This window comes from Serratia sp. CY52157 (genome assembly GCF_052168495.1).
GTDB classification, from domain to species: Bacteria; Pseudomonadota; Gammaproteobacteria; order Enterobacterales; family Enterobacteriaceae; genus Serratia; species Serratia ureilytica.
Genome location: NZ_JBJNMO010000005.1, coordinates 411,401 through 427,374 on the forward strand (window position 1 = coordinate 411,401; position 15,974 = coordinate 427,374).

At 63.9% G+C, this 15,974-nt stretch carries 9 protein-coding genes; 2 read left to right on the plus strand and 7 right to left on the minus strand.

Features of this window, described 5'->3' with window-relative positions; all coding sequences use genetic code 11:
- The first annotated feature begins 22 nt into the window (after nucleotides 1-22).
- The gene (locus tag ACJ8IP_RS18545; RefSeq protein WP_442524485.1) at nucleotides 23-4,849 is read left to right on the plus strand and encodes a hemagglutinin repeat-containing protein; all 4,827 of its coding nucleotides are present in this window, start codon (nucleotides 23-25) and stop codon (nucleotides 4,847-4,849) included.
- A gap of 45 nt (nucleotides 4,850-4,894) precedes the next feature.
- Here ACJ8IP_RS18545 and ACJ8IP_RS18550 read toward each other — a convergent pair whose 3' ends face one another.
- From ACJ8IP_RS18550 to ACJ8IP_RS18575, 6 genes are all read right to left on the minus strand, one after another.
- Nucleotides 4,895-6,544, minus strand: coding sequence for a Na/Pi cotransporter family protein (locus ACJ8IP_RS18550; protein ID WP_047573490.1), 1,650 nt, complete (start codon nucleotides 6,542-6,544; stop codon nucleotides 4,895-4,897).
- A gap of 207 nt (nucleotides 6,545-6,751) precedes the next feature.
- Complete coding sequence (locus ACJ8IP_RS18555; protein WP_033651200.1) at nucleotides 6,752-7,744, minus strand: ABC transporter ATP-binding protein; 993 nt, start codon at nucleotides 7,742-7,744, stop codon at nucleotides 6,752-6,754.
- Nucleotides 7,745-7,748: 4 nt separating this feature from the next.
- Nucleotides 7,749-8,534 carry an ABC transporter permease gene (locus tag ACJ8IP_RS18560; protein WP_033644383.1) on the minus strand — a complete coding sequence of 262 codons (786 nt, stop codon included), beginning with the start codon at nucleotides 8,532-8,534 and terminating at the stop codon, nucleotides 7,749-7,751.
- 17 nt (nucleotides 8,535-8,551) lie between these two features.
- Nucleotides 8,552-9,397 (minus strand): ABC transporter permease, encoded by an 846-nt coding sequence (locus ACJ8IP_RS18565; RefSeq protein ID WP_033651199.1) that lies wholly within the window; start codon nucleotides 9,395-9,397, stop codon nucleotides 8,552-8,554.
- On the minus strand, nucleotides 9,394-10,203 hold the full coding sequence (locus tag ACJ8IP_RS18570) for an alkaline phosphatase family protein (RefSeq protein WP_016930299.1): 810 nt from the start codon (nucleotides 10,201-10,203) through the stop codon (nucleotides 9,394-9,396). Before ACJ8IP_RS18570 ends, ACJ8IP_RS18565 begins: the two co-directional genes overlap by 4 nt.
- An 11-nt stretch (nucleotides 10,204-10,214) precedes the next feature.
- Nucleotides 10,215-11,276 (minus strand): ABC transporter substrate-binding protein, encoded by a 1,062-nt coding sequence (locus ACJ8IP_RS18575; protein ID WP_033644381.1) that lies wholly within the window; start codon nucleotides 11,274-11,276, stop codon nucleotides 10,215-10,217.
- 193 nt (nucleotides 11,277-11,469) lie between these two features.
- Between ACJ8IP_RS18575 and ACJ8IP_RS18580 the strand changes: the two genes are divergently transcribed.
- Nucleotides 11,470-12,180: a UTRA domain-containing protein gene (locus ACJ8IP_RS18580; protein ID WP_015379250.1), complete on the plus strand. Its 711-nt coding sequence runs from the start codon at nucleotides 11,470-11,472 to the stop codon at nucleotides 12,178-12,180.
- A gap of 38 nt (nucleotides 12,181-12,218) precedes the next feature.
- Here the strand turns inward: ACJ8IP_RS18580 and metH are convergent, their stop codons facing one another.
- The gene (metH, locus tag ACJ8IP_RS18585; RefSeq protein ID WP_442524486.1) at nucleotides 12,219-15,914 is read right to left on the minus strand and encodes a methionine synthase; all 3,696 of its coding nucleotides are present in this window, start codon (nucleotides 15,912-15,914) and stop codon (nucleotides 12,219-12,221) included.
- Nucleotides 15,915-15,974 lie beyond the last annotated feature (60 nt).

Genomic DNA, 15,974 nt, shown 5'->3' on the forward strand with positions numbered 1-15,974 from the left:
GGCAATATACGGAGATACATGGATGAAAAATAATAACTTCAGACTTTCGGCGGCAGGCAAACTGGCCGCCGCGCTGGCGATAATTCTCGCCGCTTCCGCCGGCGCCTACGCCGGTGAGATCGTCGCGGCCAACGGCGCCAACGGCCCCGGCGTTTCCACCGCCGCCACCGGCGCCCAGGTGGTCGACATCGTCGCGCCGAACGGCAACGGGCTGTCGCATAACCAATATCAGGACTTCAACGTCAACCAGCCCGGCGCGGTGCTGAACAACTCCCGCGAGGCGGGGCTGTCGCAGTTGGCCGGCCAACTGGGCGCCAACCCCAATCTGGGCGGGCGCGAAGCCAGCGTGATCCTCAATGAAGTGATCGGCCGCAATCCGTCGCTGTTGCACGGCCAGCAAGAGATCTTCGGCATGGCGGCCGACTACGTGCTGGCCAACCCGAACGGCATCAGTTGCCAGGGCTGCGGGTTCATCAACACCAGCCGCTCCTCGCTGGTGGTCGGCAACCCGCTGGTGGAAAACGGCCTGCTGCAGGGCTACAGCACCCTGGGCAACCGCAATACCCTGAGCCTCAACGGCACCCTGAACGCCGGCGGCGTGCTGGATCTGATCGCGCCGAAGATAGACAGCCGCGGCGACGTCATCGTACAAGACTTCACCCACCGCAACGGCAAAGTGACGCCGGCGGCGATCAACGCCATCAGCGGCCTTAACCGCGTGGCGCGCGACGGCAAGGTGCTGGCCAGCGAGCAACCAACGACCGCGCTGGACAGCTACTACCTCGGCAGCATGCAGGCCGGGCGCATCAACATCATCAACACCGCGCAAGGCAGCGGCGTGAAGCTGGCCGGCTCGTTGAACGCCGGCGATGAACTCAAGGTGAAAGCCTATGATATCCGCAGCGAAAGCCGCGTCGACGACGCCAGCAGCAACAAAAACGGCGGCGATAACTATCAAAATTACCGCGGCGGCATCTACGTCAACGATCGCAGCAGCAGCCAGAAGCTGACCCGCACCGAGCTGAAAGGCAAGAACATCAGCCTGGTGGCGGATAATCACGCGCACCTTACCGCCACCGATATTCGCGGCGAAGACATTACGCTGCAGGGCGGCAAGCTGACGCTCGACGGCCAACAGCTGAAGCAAACCCAAGGTCACACCGACAACCGCTGGTTCTACTCCTGGCAATACGACGTCACCCGCGAGCGCGAGCAGCAGCAGCAGGCGGGCAGCACCGTCGCCGCCAGCGGCAACGCCAAACTCGTCAGCACACGGGAGGACGTGACGCTGCTGGGCGCCAACGTCAGCGCCGACCACGCGCTGAGCGTCAAAGCGGCGCGCGACGCGCACCTCGCCGGGCTGGTGGAGAAGGATAAGTCCAGCGAACGCGGCTACCAGCGCAACCACACCTCCAGCCTGCGCACCGGCAGTTGGAGCAGCAGCGACGAAAGCGAAAGCCTGAAGGCCAGCGAACTGCGCAGCCAGGGCGAACTGACGTTGAAAGCCGGCCGCAATGTCGCAACCCAGGGCGCCAGGGTCCACGCCCAGCGCGATCTGACGATCGACGCAGACAACCAGATCCAGATCGGGGTGCAGAAAACCGCCAACGCCAAAGCGGTGCGCGATGACAAAACCTCCTGGGGCGGCATCGGCGGCGGCGACAACAAGAACAACAGCAACCGCCGCGAAGTCAGCCACGCTTCCGAACTGACCAGCGGCGGCACGCTGCGCCTGAACGGCCAGCAGGGCGTTACCATCACCGGCAGCAAGGCGCGCGGCCAGAAAGGCGGCGAAGTCACCGCCACCCACGGCGGCCTGCGCATCGACAACGCGCTGAGCACCACCGTGGACAAAATCGACGCGCGCACCGGCACCGTGTTCAACATCACCAGCAGCTCGCACAAGGCCGACAACAGCTACCAGAGCAGCACCGCCAGCGAGCTGAAGTCCGACACCAACCTGAAGCTGGTCAGCCGTAAGGATACCGACGTGATCGGCAGCCAGGTCGCCAGCGGCGGCGAACTGAACGTCACCTCACAGACCGGCAACATCAACGTGAAGGCCGCCGAGCAGCGGCAGAACATCGACGAGCAGAAGACCGCGCTTACCGTCAACGGCTACGCCAAAGAAGCCGGCGACAAGCAATACCGCGCCGGTGTACGCATCGAACACACCCGCGACAGCGAGAAAACTACCCGCACCGAGAACCGCGGCGCCACCCTCAGCGGCGGCAGCGTGAAGCTCGAAGCGGATAAGGACGTGACCTTCAGCGGCTCCAAATTGGTCGCCGACAAAGGCGACGCCAGCGTCAGCGGCAATAAGGTTTCGTTCCTGGCGGCCGACGACAAAACCACCTCGAACACCGAGCAGACCAAGGTCGGCGGCGGTTTCTACTACACCGGCGGCATCGACAAGCTCGGCAGCGGCGTAGAGGCCGGTTACGAGAACAGCAAAACGCAGGCGCAGAGCAGCAAGGCCGTCACCTCCGGCAGCGACGTCAAAGGCAACCTGACTGTCAACGCCCGTGACAAATTGACCCAGCAAGGCGCGCAACACAGCGTCGGCGGCGCCTATCAAGAAAACGCCGCGGGCGTCGATCATCTGGCCGCCGCCGACACTACCAGCAGCAGCACCACCAAAACCGACGTCGGCGTGAACATCGGCGCCAACGTCGATTACAGCGCCGTCACTCGTCCGGTCGAGCGTGCGGTCGGCAAGGCGGCCAAGCTGGACGCCACCGGCGTCATCAACGACATCGGCGGCATCGGCGCGCCTAACGTCGGCCTGGATATCGGCGCACAGGGCGGCAGCAGCGAAAAACGCAGCAGCAGCTCGCAGGCGGTGGTCAGCTCGGTGAAAGCCGGCAGCATCGACATCAACGCCAAAGGCGAAGTGCGCGATCAGGGCACGCAATATCAAGCTGACAAAGGCGCGGTCACGCTGACGGCGGACAGCCACCGCAGCGAAGCCGCGGCGAACCGTCAGGACGAGCAGAGCCGCGACACCCGCGGCAGCGCCGGCGTGCGCGTCTACACCACCACCGGCAGCGATCTGACCGTGGACGCCAAGGGCGAAGGCGGCACTCAGCGCAGCAACAGCAGCGCGAGTCAGGCGGTGACCGGCTCGATCGACGCGGCCAACGGCATCAACGTCAACGTGAAAAAAGACGCGGTCTATCAGGGCACCGCGCTGAACGGGGGCAGCGGTAAAACCGCCGTCAACGCCGGCGGCGATATCCGTCTTGATCAGGCCAGCGACAAACAGAGCGAAAGCCACAGCGGCTTTAACGTCAAAGCCTCCGCCAAGGGCGGTTTCACCGCCGACAGTAAAAACTTCGGCGCCGGGTTCGGCGGCGGCACCCACAACAGCGAAAGCAGCAGCAGCACCGCGCAGGTCGGCAACGTCAGCGGCCAACAGGGCGTTGAGCTGAAGGCGGGCCGCGATCTGACGCTGCAGGGCACCGACGTCAAGAGCCGGGGCGACGTCACTCTGAGCGCGGGCAACCAGGTCGCGCTGCGGGCGGCGGAATCGACCCAAACGCGTAAGGAGAGCAAGCTGTCCGGCAATATCGATCTGGGCGCCGGCAGCAGCGACAGCAAGGAAAAAACCGGCGGCAGCCTCTCCGCCGGCGGCGCGTTCGACATCGCCAAGGTGAATGAGTCCGCGACAGAACGCCAGGGCGCCACTCTCGCCTCAGACGGCAAGGTCACCCTGTCCGCCAACGGCAAAGGCGATGACGCGCTGCATCTGCAGGGCGCCAAAGTCAGCGGCGGCAGCGCCGCGCTCGAGGCGAAAAACGGCGGCATCCTGCTGGGATCCGCCAAAAACGAGCAGCATAAGGACAACTGGAGCCTGGGCATCAAAGCCAACGCCAAAGGCGGCCAAACCTTCAACAAGGACGCCGGCGGCAAGGTCGATCCGAACACCGGCAAAGATACCCACACGCTGGGCGCCGGTCTGAAAGTCGGCGTGGAGCAGCAGGATAAAACCACCCACGCCAACGCCGGCATCACCGCGGGCGACGTGGCGATCAACAGCGGCAAGGACACCCGTCTCGCCGGGGCGCGCGTCGATGCCGACAGCGTCCAGGGCAAGGTGGGCGGCGATCTGCGCATTGAAAGCCGCAAAGACGTTGAGAAAGGCGTGAAGGTGGATGTGGATGCCGGCCTGAGCCACAGCAACGATCCGGGCAGCAGCGTCACCTCCAAGCTGTCGAAGGTGGGCACGCCGCGCTACGCCGGTAAGGTGAAAGAGAAACTGGAGGCCGGGGTAAACAAAGTGGCCGACGCCACCACCGACAAGTACAACAGCGTGGCGCGTCGCCTCGATCCGCAGCAGGACACCACCGGCGCGGTCAGCTTCAGCAAGGCCGACGGCAAAGTCACGCTGCCGGCAACGCCGGCCGGTGAAAAACCGCAAGGCCCGCTGTGGGATCGCGGCGCACGCACCGTCGGCGGCGCGGTGAAAGACAGCATCACCGGTCCGGCCGGTCGCCAGGGGCACCTCAAGGTCAATGCCGACGTGGTGAACAACAACGCGGTTGGCGAGCAGTCGGCGATTACCGGCAAGAACGGCGTGGCGCTGCAGGTCGGCGGCCAAACCCAACTGACCGGCGGCGAGATCCGCAGCCAGCAGGGCAAGGTGGAACTGGGCGGCGGCAAGGTCAGCCAGCAGGACGTCAGCGGCCAGCGCTATCAGGGCGGCGGCCGCGTCGATGCGGCCGCCACGATCGGCGGGCTGTTAGGCGGCGCGGCGAAGCAAAGCGTCGGCGGCAACGTGCCGATCGCCAGCGGCCATGCTTCAACTCAGCAAGCGGACGCCAAAGCCGGGGTGTTCAGCGGCAAATAACACTCCCCAACGCAACGCCCCCGGTTAAAACCGGGGGCGTTTTTTTTACAGCGTGCTCGGGGTGTCTTCCCAGTCGCGATCGTCGTCCTTGGCATCCTGATCCAACACGTTGTAAGCCACTGCGCAGAACAGCGAGTTCAGGCGCTTCATGTCCCCCAACAATCCCAAATGCAACGAACTGGTCTCGATGCTCTGCACGTTTTGCTGGTGCAAACGATCGACGTGCGCGTGCGCGTAGCGGCGATCCAAAATGCGGAAGCGGTGCTTGGAACGGCGCAGGCGCTTGGCGCTGGTGACGTCGCCGGACAGGAACACCGACAGCCCCAGGCGCAGATTGCCGATCAGCCGTTCGTGCAGCCCGTCCAGCTCCGCCAACCCTTCCGCCGAGAAGGCGCGGCGCGCGGCGTGCGACTTGGCGCCCACGTCGCCGGCCATTCGCTCGATGATGTCGCCCGCCTGTTCCAGGTTGAGCGCCATTTCGATGATCTCCGCCCAGCGGCGCGAGTCTTCCTCGCCCAGATCTTCCTTCTGGATCTGCGCCAGATACAGCTTGATGGCGGTGTACAGCACGTCGACGTCATCGTCGAGGCGCCGCACCTCTTTATCGCCCCCCTGCTTACCGTGCAGCACCTCACGTTGCAGGATCATCATGTGTTCCACCACGTCGCCCATGCGCAGCGTTTCGCGCGCCGCGTTGGCCAACGCCAGCGTCGGCGTGTCCAGCGCGCTGGCGTCCAGATGGCGCGGCCGCATGCGCGGATCGTCGGCCGCTTCGTCGACGATCAGCCGTTCGCACAGCGTCGCCATCGGCCCGGCCAGCGGGATCATCACCAGGCAGCGGATCAGGTTGTAGAACACGTGGAAATAGATCACCAGCTCTTCGCTGCCGCCCGGCAGTTGAGCCATCAAATCCGCCAGATAGGAGACGAACGGCAGCACCAGTATGCAGCCCACCAGCTTGAACAGCAGGCTGCCGAGCGCCACGCGCCGCCCCGCGGCGTTCTGGCCGCTGGCGTTGATCATCGCCAGCAGGCCGCTGCCGAGGTTGGCGCCGATCACCAGACAGAGCGCCACCTTCAGCGAAATCACGCCGGATGCGGTCAGGGTGGCGGTCAGCAGCACCGCCGCCAGGCTGGAATAGCTGACGATGGCGAACAGCGCGCCGGTCAGGGCATCCAGCATCACGTCGCCGGTCAGCGACGAGAACAGCACTTTCACCCCGGCCGCCTGGGTGATCGGCGTGGCGGCGGCGACGATCAGCTCCAGCGCCAGCACGATCAGCCCAAGGCCGATCAGGACGCGCCCGATCTGGCCGATCCGCATCTGTTTGCGGCTGAGGAACAGGAAGACGCCGACCAGGATCAGCAGCGGCGACAGCCAGGAAAGATCGAAGGTCAGCACGCGCGCCATCAGCGCGGTGCCGACGTCGGCGCCCAGCATGATCACCAGCGCAGGCGCCAGCCCCACCAGCCCCTGCGCGACGAAAGAGGTCACCAGCAGCGCGGTGGCGTTGCTGCTTTGCACCAGCGCGGTCACGCCGATGCCGGAAACGAACGCCAGCGGTTTTTTCTCAACGCTGTCGCTCAACACGCGCCGCAGATTGGCGCCGTAAACCCGCATGATCCCGGTGCGCACGATGTGGGTGCCCCACACCAACAGCGCCACGGACGAAAGCAGGTGAAGAAGGGTCAGCACGGAAGATACGCTCCATTAACGCCCGGCCAAAGGAGGCTGATACCCGATGCTTGTCACGCGACGCAGAGAGGCGAGCCAAAGGATGACGGATACAGCGCGCGGTCCCGCCTGCCGGGCGTGGGTCTGGCAGGACAGCGGGCGGGCGGCAGACCGCAGAAGAGAAGGGTTAATGCGGCGGCGGGAAGGCCCCGGCGCCGCGCTGCGAAGTCATGCAACTTCCCGCAATACAACAGGTTCCAAGTGTAGCCCAATTTCCGCGCCGTCGGGCCGCAGGTCGGCCACCGAACGGTTGAGCACGTCAACCAGCAATTCTACCTCGCAAACCTGAATCCGATACCGTACCACATTCCCGAGCAAACTGTGACCCAGGATCACCCCGCCGATCCCCTGTCCGGCCGGCAACAGGCCGATCGATTCGGGGCGGATCGCCACCTTGCCGACATAGCTGCGCCCGGTCAAGCGGCCGGCCTGTTCGGCGCTCAGCAGGTTGTAGTTGCCGATAAACCCGGCGGCGAAGGCATCCGCCGGCTGGGTATACAGGGTTTCCGCATCGCCGCTCTGCACGATCTGCCCCTTGTTCATCAGCACGATGCGATCCGACAGGGTCAGCGCCTCTTCCTGATCGTGGGTGACGAAGATCGCCGTCAGGTTCAGCTCGCGCTGAATGCGCCGGATCTGCTCGCGCAGGTGTTTGCGAATACGCGCATCCAGCGCCGACAGCGGTTCGTCGAGCAGCAGCAGACGCGGGCGAGTGACCAGCGATCGCGCCAACGCTACGCGCTGACACTGGCCGCCCGACAGCTGATGCGGATAGCGCTTCGCCAAATCGCTCAGCTCCACCAGCGCCAGCGCCTCCTGCACCCGCTGTCCGATCTGTCCGGCCGCCAGCTTCTGCATTTTCAGGCCGAAGGCCACGTTGCCTTCCACCGTCATATTGGGAAACAGCGCATAACTTTGAAACACCATGCCGATGCCGCGCTTTTGCGGCGCCAGCGGCACCAGATCCTGGCCCTGCAGCAAAATTTGCCCGCTGTCGACCGGGGTCAGGCCGGCCAGACAGCGCAGCAGCGTCGATTTGCCGCAGCCGCTAGGCCCCAGCAGGGTGACGAACTCCCCCTCTTCGGCGGTGAAATCGATATCCTGAAACACTTGGGTCTGGCCATAGTGTTTGTTCAGGCGGGTGACGTTGAGATAAGCCATCGGGTTAGCCCTTGTTTTTATTCAGCAGGTTCGCCAGCCAGGTGACGAGCAGCACCACGGCGAAATAGGAGATGACCAGCGCGCTGGTAAAATGCCCGCTGCCGTTGCGCATATTGAACAGATAGACCTGCAGCGTTTCATACTGGCTGCCCACCAGCAGGTTGGCGAACACGAACTCGCCGATCAGGAACGAAAACGACAGCAGCACGGCGATCGTTCCGCCCTTGCGCAGGTTCGGCAGCACCACCCACAGCGCCGCCTGCCAGGTGCTGGCGCCGAGCAGGTGCGCGGCGTCCATCAGATCGCGCAGGTTGATCGCCTGCATGTTGTTGCTGATGGCGCGGTAGATAAACGGCAGCGCGATGGTGAAATAGCAGCCCACCAAAATCCAGGGGGTGCCGAGCAGCGGCAGCGGATCGGCGGCGAACAGCTGCATCAGCCCCACCGCCGACACCACCGGCGGCACGGCGAACGGCAGCAGGATCAGCACGTTCATCACCGCGTCCAGCTTGGGGAAGTAGTAAGCGATCACAAACATCGCCGGCAGGATCACCACCACCGACAGCAGCAACGTGCCAAAGCAGATCAGCAGCGAGTGCCACAGCGCCAGCAAAAAGCGCGAATCGCTCCACAACGCCGTCAGCCATTTCAGGGTAAAACCGTCCGGCAAAATGGTGGCGCCCCACTGGGTGGCCAGCGCGTAAACCAGCGTCGCCGCCAGCGGCAGCAGCAGAATCAACAGCAGCAGGCCGGTCACCGTGCGGTGGTACAGGCGTTCAACACGCGACATGAGCATTCTCCATCCGATTATGAGCGCGCATTGAGGTAGCTCCTGCGCAGCATCCATTGGTGGATCACCGTGATAAACGCCATCATCGCCACCAGCAGCATCGCCAACGCGCTGGCCAGGTTCGGATCGAGGGAGATGTCCCCCGCCACCAGCGCCGAGATGCGGATCGGGATCACGTTGAAGTTGCCGGTGGTCAGCGCGTACACCGTGGCGTAGGCGCCCAGCGCGTTGGCCAGCAGGATGACGAAGGTGCCCATCAGCGCCGGCGCCAACACCGGCAGGCCGATATGCCGCCAGTAGCGCCAGGGGCCGGCGCCGAGCAGCGCCGCCGACTCGCGCCAATCGGCGCGCAGCGCATCGAACGCCGGATACAGCAACAGCACGCCCAACGGGATCTGGAAGTAGGTATACAGCACGATCAGGCCGCTCTTGGAATAGAGGTTGAAGCTCTCCATCAAACCGTATTTGCGCAGCAGCAGCGTCAGGCAGCCGTTCAACCCCAACAGAATGACGAAGGCGAACGCCAGCGGCACCCCGGCGAAGTTGCTGGTCATGTTGGTGAACGACATCACGAAGTCATGAAAGCGGGTCTGGCCGAGCTGGCGAAGTGAGTAACTGCCCACTAATGCAATCAGCAAGCCGTAGACGCTCGACCACAGCGAGATCTCCAGCGAGAACTGAAAGGCCTGCAGGTAGAACGGCGACGTAAGGATATCGACATAGTTGCCCCATCCCCAGCCGCTGCTCTCGCTGAAAAAGCTGTGAACCGCGATCCACACCAGCGGGGCGATCTGAAACGCGCCGAACAGCACGATAAACGGCAGCAGGCACAGCGCGGCGATCCATTTGGTTTTGCTGTTCATCGCGCATCCTGCGCCAGAAGCGCCCGACAGCGCGGCTTGTCGTGCGGCGCCTGCAGCAGATCGCAGATCGTGCCGCACAGCTCGGTTTGCTGCGGATCGGCGTCGTCCAGGCTGAAGCCCGCGCCGAACACGAACAGCGGCACCTGGCGCTCTTCCGGCAACACCCCGCCGTGGCTGCGATCGTCGTTCATGCCGTGGTCGGCGGTGACCAGCACCTGATAACCGGCCGCCAGCCACTCGGGCAGGTAGCGCGACAGCGAGCCGTCGGCGCGGCGCGCCGCGTTGCGGTACTGCGGCGAAGAGAGGCCGAAGCGGTGCCCGGCGTCGTCGATGTTCATCGGGTGGATCAGCAGGAAATCCGGCTGATGACGCTGGCGCAGGCTTTCGGCGTCGTCGAACAGATGGCTGTCGGGATAGCCGTCGTCGTAATAGAAATGGCCGTGCTGAATCGGCAGCTCGGGAGCGTCGGTGTGGCGGTCGCGCGCGGCGTCGAACGGCGTGCGGTTATACAATTCGCTGAACCAATGATACGCGGCGGCGGCGGTGGTCAGCCCGGCGGCGCGCGCGTAATGAAACACGCTTTGTTGATGAGAAAGGCGCGAGACGTGGTTGTGCACCACACCGCTCTCCACCGGCGTGACGCCGGTGAGGATGCATTCATACAGCGGCCGGGAGAGCGAGGGCAACTCGCTCTCCAGCAGGTACAACCGCCCGCGTCCCGCCGCGCATTCGGCCTGCAGATACCCCATGGCGTCATGCGCCACCCGGTAGTTGAGGCCGTCCAGCAGCACGAGGATCGTTTTCATGGTGCGTTAACTCACTGCTGCATAAACATAATGACGTTTTCCTGCCACAAACGCGGCAGCGCTTTGGCGCTCTGTTCCCAGGCCGCCGGATCGGCGATCGGGTGCGCGTTCTTGTACTGCTCGGCCGGCAGCAGCTTGGCCTTGACGTCGTCCGGCAGCGTCAGATGTTCGGCGCGGATCGGGCGGGCATAGCCGCGCGCCAGGTTGATCTGGCCGGCGTCGGAGAAGATGTATTCGCGCGCCAGCTTGGCGGCGTTCGGGTGCTTGGCGTATTTGTTGATGATGGTGGTGTAGCCGGAGGTGATCGAGCCGTCCGACGGGATCAGCACTTCAAAACGGGTTTTGTCGATCTGATCGCGATAGTTCAGGCCGTTGAAGTCCCACACCACGCCAACCTGCACTTCCCCTTTCTCCAACGATGCGATCACCGGGTTACTCAGGCTCAGGCGGCCGGCCTTGGCCAGCTTGCCGAAGAATTCCAGGCCCGGCTTGAGGTTTTTCTCGTTGCCGCCCATGGCGTAGGTCGCCGCCAGCACGCCGCTGGCCGCCTGCGACGCGGTGCCGACGTCGCCGATGGTGACCTGATAGCTGCCCTTGAGCAGATCGGCCCAGCTGCGCGGGATGTCTTTCACCTGCTGCTTGTTGATGATGAAGGCGATGGTGCCGGTGTAAGCCAGCGCCCAGTGCCCGTCTTTGTCTTTCGCCCACTCCGGCACCTGATCCCAGGTAGACGGTTTGTACGGCTGCGTTACACCCTTCTGCACCGCCACCGGGCCGAAGGCCGCGCCGACGTCACCGATGTCCGCCGTGGCGTTGTTCTTTTCCGCATCAAATTTGGCGATCTCCTGCGCGGAGCTCATGTCGGTATCGACATGCTTCAGGCCGTACTTGCTCAACAGATCTTGCCAGGTGCCTTTCCAGTTGGCCCAGCTGTCCGGCATGCCGACGCTGTTGACTTCGCCTTCTTTCTTCGCGGCCTGCTCCAGCGCCGCCAGATCGGTATCCGCGGCCCAGCTCATCTGGCTGGATAACACGATGGCACTGGTTAACACAGAAGCGCACAAACGTTTCATAACTGATGCTCCAGGTGGTAGTGTGGGGATGGCTGGACTAGTCCAGCAAGGACCAAACCAATCTAACGGACGAATGTGATAATTATATGTCAGCTTAAAAAAGCGACAGTTTTATCACCCATTGCAACGGCGAAAACGCGACGCTGGTCTACCTTAAGGAAGGCCAAACGCACTGAAACGGGACACCCGCTGTATGAGTGAAGCACCGACGACCGTCGCCACCATCTGCCAAACGCTGAGCGCCCGCATCACCGCCGGCGAGTTCGCCGCGGGCGGCAAGCTGCCCTCCGAACGCGCCCTGAGCGAGCAATTCGCCACCACCCGCATTACCTTGCAGGAGGCGCTCGGCCAGTTGGAGGCGCAGGGCGTCATCTACCGCCAGGTGCGGCGCGGCTGGTTCATCTCGCCGCCACGTTTGATCTACAACCCGCTGCAGCGCAGCCATTTTCACGCCATGGCGCAGCAGCAGGGGCGCGCCGCGCATACCGAAGCGATCGACAGCGCGGTCGTCACGCTCGACGCGCCGCTCGCCGGCCGCCTGGCGCTGCCTCCCGGCGCGCAGGCCTATCGCATTCGCCGGCTGCGCTACATCGACGGACGCGCGGTGCTGTACTGCGAGCACTACCTCAATCCGGCCTATTTCCCCGGCATTCTGGACGAAGATCTCACCCAGTCGCTGACCGCGCTGTACGCCGCGCGCTACGGCATTCACTACGGCCGGGTGCGTTTCGACATGCTGCCCACCCTGCTGCCGCAGCAGGCCGCCGCCATGCTGAAGGTGACCTACGGCAGCCCGGCGCTGTTCATTACGCGGGTGAATCGCGATCAGCACGACAGGGTGATCGATTGCGACCTGGAGTATTGGCGGTACGACGCGCTGCACATCGATGTGGAAGCGCTGTAAATGACAAGGGCGCATCGCTGCGCCCTTAAAGAGGAAAGTCAGTCGGCGTCGTAGCCGAGGTTTGGCGCCAGCCAGCGCTCGACCTCGCTCACGCTCATCCCTTTACGCGCCGCGTAGTCTTCCACCTGATCGCGCTGGATCTGCGCCACCGCGAAGTACTTGCTCTCGGGGTGGCTGAAGTACCAGCCGGACACCGCCGCCCCCGGCCACATGGCGAAGGACTCCGTCAGTTCCATACCGGTGTGGCGGTTGACGTCCAACAGCTGCCAGATGGTCGCTTTTTCGGTGTGCTCCGGGCAGGCCGGGTAACCCGGCGCCGGCCGGATGCCCTGATAGTTTTCCCGGATCAGCTCCTCGTTGCTCAGGCTCTCGTCGGCGGCATAGCCCCAGTGCAGCTTGCGCACCTGTTCGTGCAGGTATTCGGCGAAGGCCTCCGCCAAACGATCCGCCAGCGCCTTGACCATGATTTTGTTGTAATCGTCATGCTGCGCGTCGTACGCCGCCGCCAGCGCGTCTTCCTCCAGCCCGCCGGTCACCGCGAAGGCGCCGAAGTAGTCGGCTTTGCCGCTGCTTTTCGGCGCCACAAAGTCCGCCAGGCAGTAGTTCGGGAAGTCGGTTTTTTCCGTCTGTTGCCGCAGGTGGCGGCTCACCGCCAGCACCTCGTCACGCCGTTCGTCGCGGTATACCTCCACGTCGTCGCCGACGCGGTTGGCCGGGAACAGGCCGTAAACGCCGCGCGGGTTAAGGCTGCGCTCGGCGGCCAACCGATCCAGCATCTGATTGGCGTCATGGAACAGGCGCTTGGCCTCTTCCCCCACCACCTCATCCTCGAGGATGCGCGGGTATTTGCCCGCCAGCGACCAGGTCATGAAGAACGGCGTCCAGTCGATATAGTGGCGCAGCGTCTCGATGCCGGCCGACACCGGAAACACGCCAAGCTGCCGCGGCGCCGGCGGCTGATAGTCGGCCCAGTTCAGCGCCATGGCGTTGGCGCGCGCCTTGTGCAAATCGACCGGCGGCGTGCGCGGCTTTTTGCGCGCGTGTTGAATGCGCACCGTTTCATACTCTTTGCGGGTGCGCGCCACAAACTCGTCGCGCTGGGTGGCGGACAGCAGCGCCGACACCACGCCCACGGTGCGCGAGGCGTTTTGCACGTAGGTGGTCGGGCCGCTGTAGTTCTGCTCGATTTTCACCGCGGTGTGCGCCTTGGAGGTGGTGGCGCCGCCGATTAGCAGCGGCAGCGTAAAGCCCTGGCGCTCCATCTCTTTGGCCACGTTGACCATCTCGTCGAGCGACGGCGTGATCAGCCCCGACAGGCCGATGATGTCGACATTCTCCTCGCGCGCGGTGCGCAGGATTTTCTCCGTCGGCACCATCACGCCAAGATCGACGATTTCATAGTTGTTGCACTGCAGCACCACGCCGACGATGTTCTTGCCGATGTCGTGCACGTCGCCTTTCACCGTCGCCAACAGGATTTTCCCCGCGGAGGTGCCCTGCTGCTTGCTGGCCTCGATGTACGGTTCCAGGTAGGCCACCGCCTGCTTCATCACGCGGGCGGATTTCACCACCTGCGGCAGGAACATCTTGCCCTCGCCGAACAGATCGCCGACCACGTTCATCCCGGCCATCAGCGGCCCTTCGATCACTTCGATCGGGCGTTCGGCCTGCTGCCGCGCTTCTTCGGTGTCCAGTTCGATAAACTCGGTGATGCCCTTCACCAGCGAGTATTCCAGCCGCTTCTCCACCGGCCAGCCGCGCCATTCCGCCTGCTGCACCGCCGCTTCGCCGTCTTTGCTGCCGCGGTACTTTTCCGCCAGTTCCAGCAGGCGTTCGGTGCCGTCCTCGCGACGGTTGAGGATCACGTCTTCTACCGCCTCGCGCAGCTCGCCAGGCAGATCGTCGTAAATCGCCAGCTGCCCGGCGTTGACGATGCCCATGTCCATGCCGTTGCGAATGGCGTGATACAGGAATACCGCGTGGATCGCTTCACGCACCGGATCGTTGCCGCGGAACGAGAACGACACGTTGGACACCCCGCCGGAGATCATCGCGTGCGGCAGGTGGGTTTTGATGTCGGCGCAGGCTTCGATAAAGTCGACGGCGTAGTTGTTGTGCTCGTCGATGCCGGTGGCGACGGCGAAGATGTTCGGGTCGAAAATGATGTCTTCCGGCGGGAAACCGACGCGTTCGGTCAAAATTTTATAGGCGCGGCGACAGATCTCGAACTTGCGCTCGCGGGTGTCCGCCTGGCCCACTTCGTCGAACGCCATCACCACCACCGCGGCGCCATAGCGGCGCACCAGCCTGGCGTGGTGGATAAAGGCCTCTTCGCCCTCCTTCATCGAGATCGAGTTGACGATGCCCTTGCCCTGAATGCACTTCAGGCCTTTCTCGATAACGGACCACTTGGAGGAGTCGATCATGATCGGCACCCGGGCGATATCCGGCTCGCCGGCGATCAGGTTGAGGAAGCGCACCATCGCCGCTTCGGCGTCGAGCATCCCCTCATCCATGTTGATGTCGATGATCTGCGCGCCGCTCTCGACCTGCTGACGCGCCACCTCGAGCGCCTCGTTGTATTTCTCTTCTTTGATCAAGCGTTTGAAACGCGCCGAGCCGGTGACGTTGGTGCGCTCGCCGACGTTGACGAACAGGGTGTTGGCGTCGATGGTCAACGGCTCCAGACCGGCCAGGCGGCAGGCGACCGGGATATCCGGCAGCCGGCGCGGCGGCACGCCCTCGACCGCCTTGGCCATCGCGGCGATATGTTCCGGCGTGGTGCCGCAGCAGCCGCCGATAATATTGAGGAAGCCGGCCTGCGCCCACTCCCCGACCTGGCGCGCCATCTCGGCCGCATCCAGATCGTACTCGCCAAAGGCGTTCGGCAAACCGGCGTTCGGGTGTGCGGTGACGTAGGTCTCCGAGATGCGCGCCAGCTCGGCGACGTACTGACGCAGCTCATCCGGCCCCAGGGCGCAGTTCAGGCCGAAGGTCAGCGGCTTGACGTGGCGCAGCGAATTGTAAAACGCTTCGGTGGTCTGGCCGGACAGGGTGCGGCCGGAAGCGTCGGTGATGGTGCCGGAAATCATGATCGGCAGTTCCACCCCCAGCGCTTCGAATTCGGTTTCCACCGCAAAAGCGGCGGCCTTGGCGTTGAGGGTGTCGAAGATGGTTTCGATCATGATCAGATCGACGCCGCCTTCCACCAGCGCGCGGGTCGATTCGCGGTAAGCCGCCACCAGTTCATCGAACGAGATGTTGCGGAACGCCGGATCGTTGACGTTCGGCGAGATGGACGCGGTGCGGTTGGTCGGCCCCAACACCCCGGCGACGTAGCGCGGTTTTTCCGGCGTGCGCGCCGTCCATTCGTCGGCGCTGGCGCGCGCCAGGCAGGCGGCCTGATAGTTAATCTCGGCGGACAGCGACTCCATATGGTAGTCGGCCATGGCGATGGAGGTGGAGTTGAAGGTATTGGTCTCAAGGATATCGGCGCCCGCCTCGAGATAGGCGTAATGAATGGCGGTGATCACTTCCGGCTTGGTCAGCACCAGCAGATCGTTATTGCCTTTCAGATCGCTGCGCCAGTCGGCGAAACGCTCACCGCGGAAATCGCGCTCATCCAGACGGTAGCTCTGGATCATGGTGCCCATGCCGCCGTCCAACACCAAAATGCGCTGCGCTAACTGGCGGCGCAGTTGTTCTACTCGATTCGTCACTGTAACCCCTTCCATTGCCATCCAGCCCATTGCTCAACTGCCGCAAAAACCAACGAGTCATCCTAGCACAGCTTG

Bases quoted from the DNA above. Each gene is read 5' to 3' on its own strand.
- ACJ8IP_RS18545 (WP_442524485.1), top strand. From the start codon at position 23: ATGAAAAATAATAACTTCAGACTTTCGGCGGCAGGCAAACTGGCCGCC.
- ACJ8IP_RS18555 (WP_033651200.1), bottom strand. From the start codon at position 7,744: ATGGCTTATCTCAACGTCACCCGCCTGAACAAACACTATGGCCAGACC.
- ACJ8IP_RS18565 (WP_033651199.1), bottom strand. From the start codon at position 9,397: ATGAACAGCAAAACCAAATGGATCGCCGCGCTGTGCCTGCTGCCGTTT.
- metH (WP_442524486.1), bottom strand. From the start codon at position 15,914: ATGGAAGGGGTTACAGTGACGAATCGAGTAGAACAACTGCGCCGCCAG.
- ACJ8IP_RS18575 (WP_033644381.1), bottom strand. From the start codon at position 11,276: ATGAAACGTTTGTGCGCTTCTGTGTTAACCAGTGCCATCGTGTTATCC.
- ACJ8IP_RS18560 (WP_033644383.1), bottom strand. From the start codon at position 8,534: ATGTCGCGTGTTGAACGCCTGTACCACCGCACGGTGACCGGCCTGCTG.
- ACJ8IP_RS18580 (WP_015379250.1), top strand. From the start codon at position 11,470: ATGAGTGAAGCACCGACGACCGTCGCCACCATCTGCCAAACGCTGAGC.
- ACJ8IP_RS18570 (WP_016930299.1), bottom strand. From the start codon at position 10,203: ATGAAAACGATCCTCGTGCTGCTGGACGGCCTCAACTACCGGGTGGCG.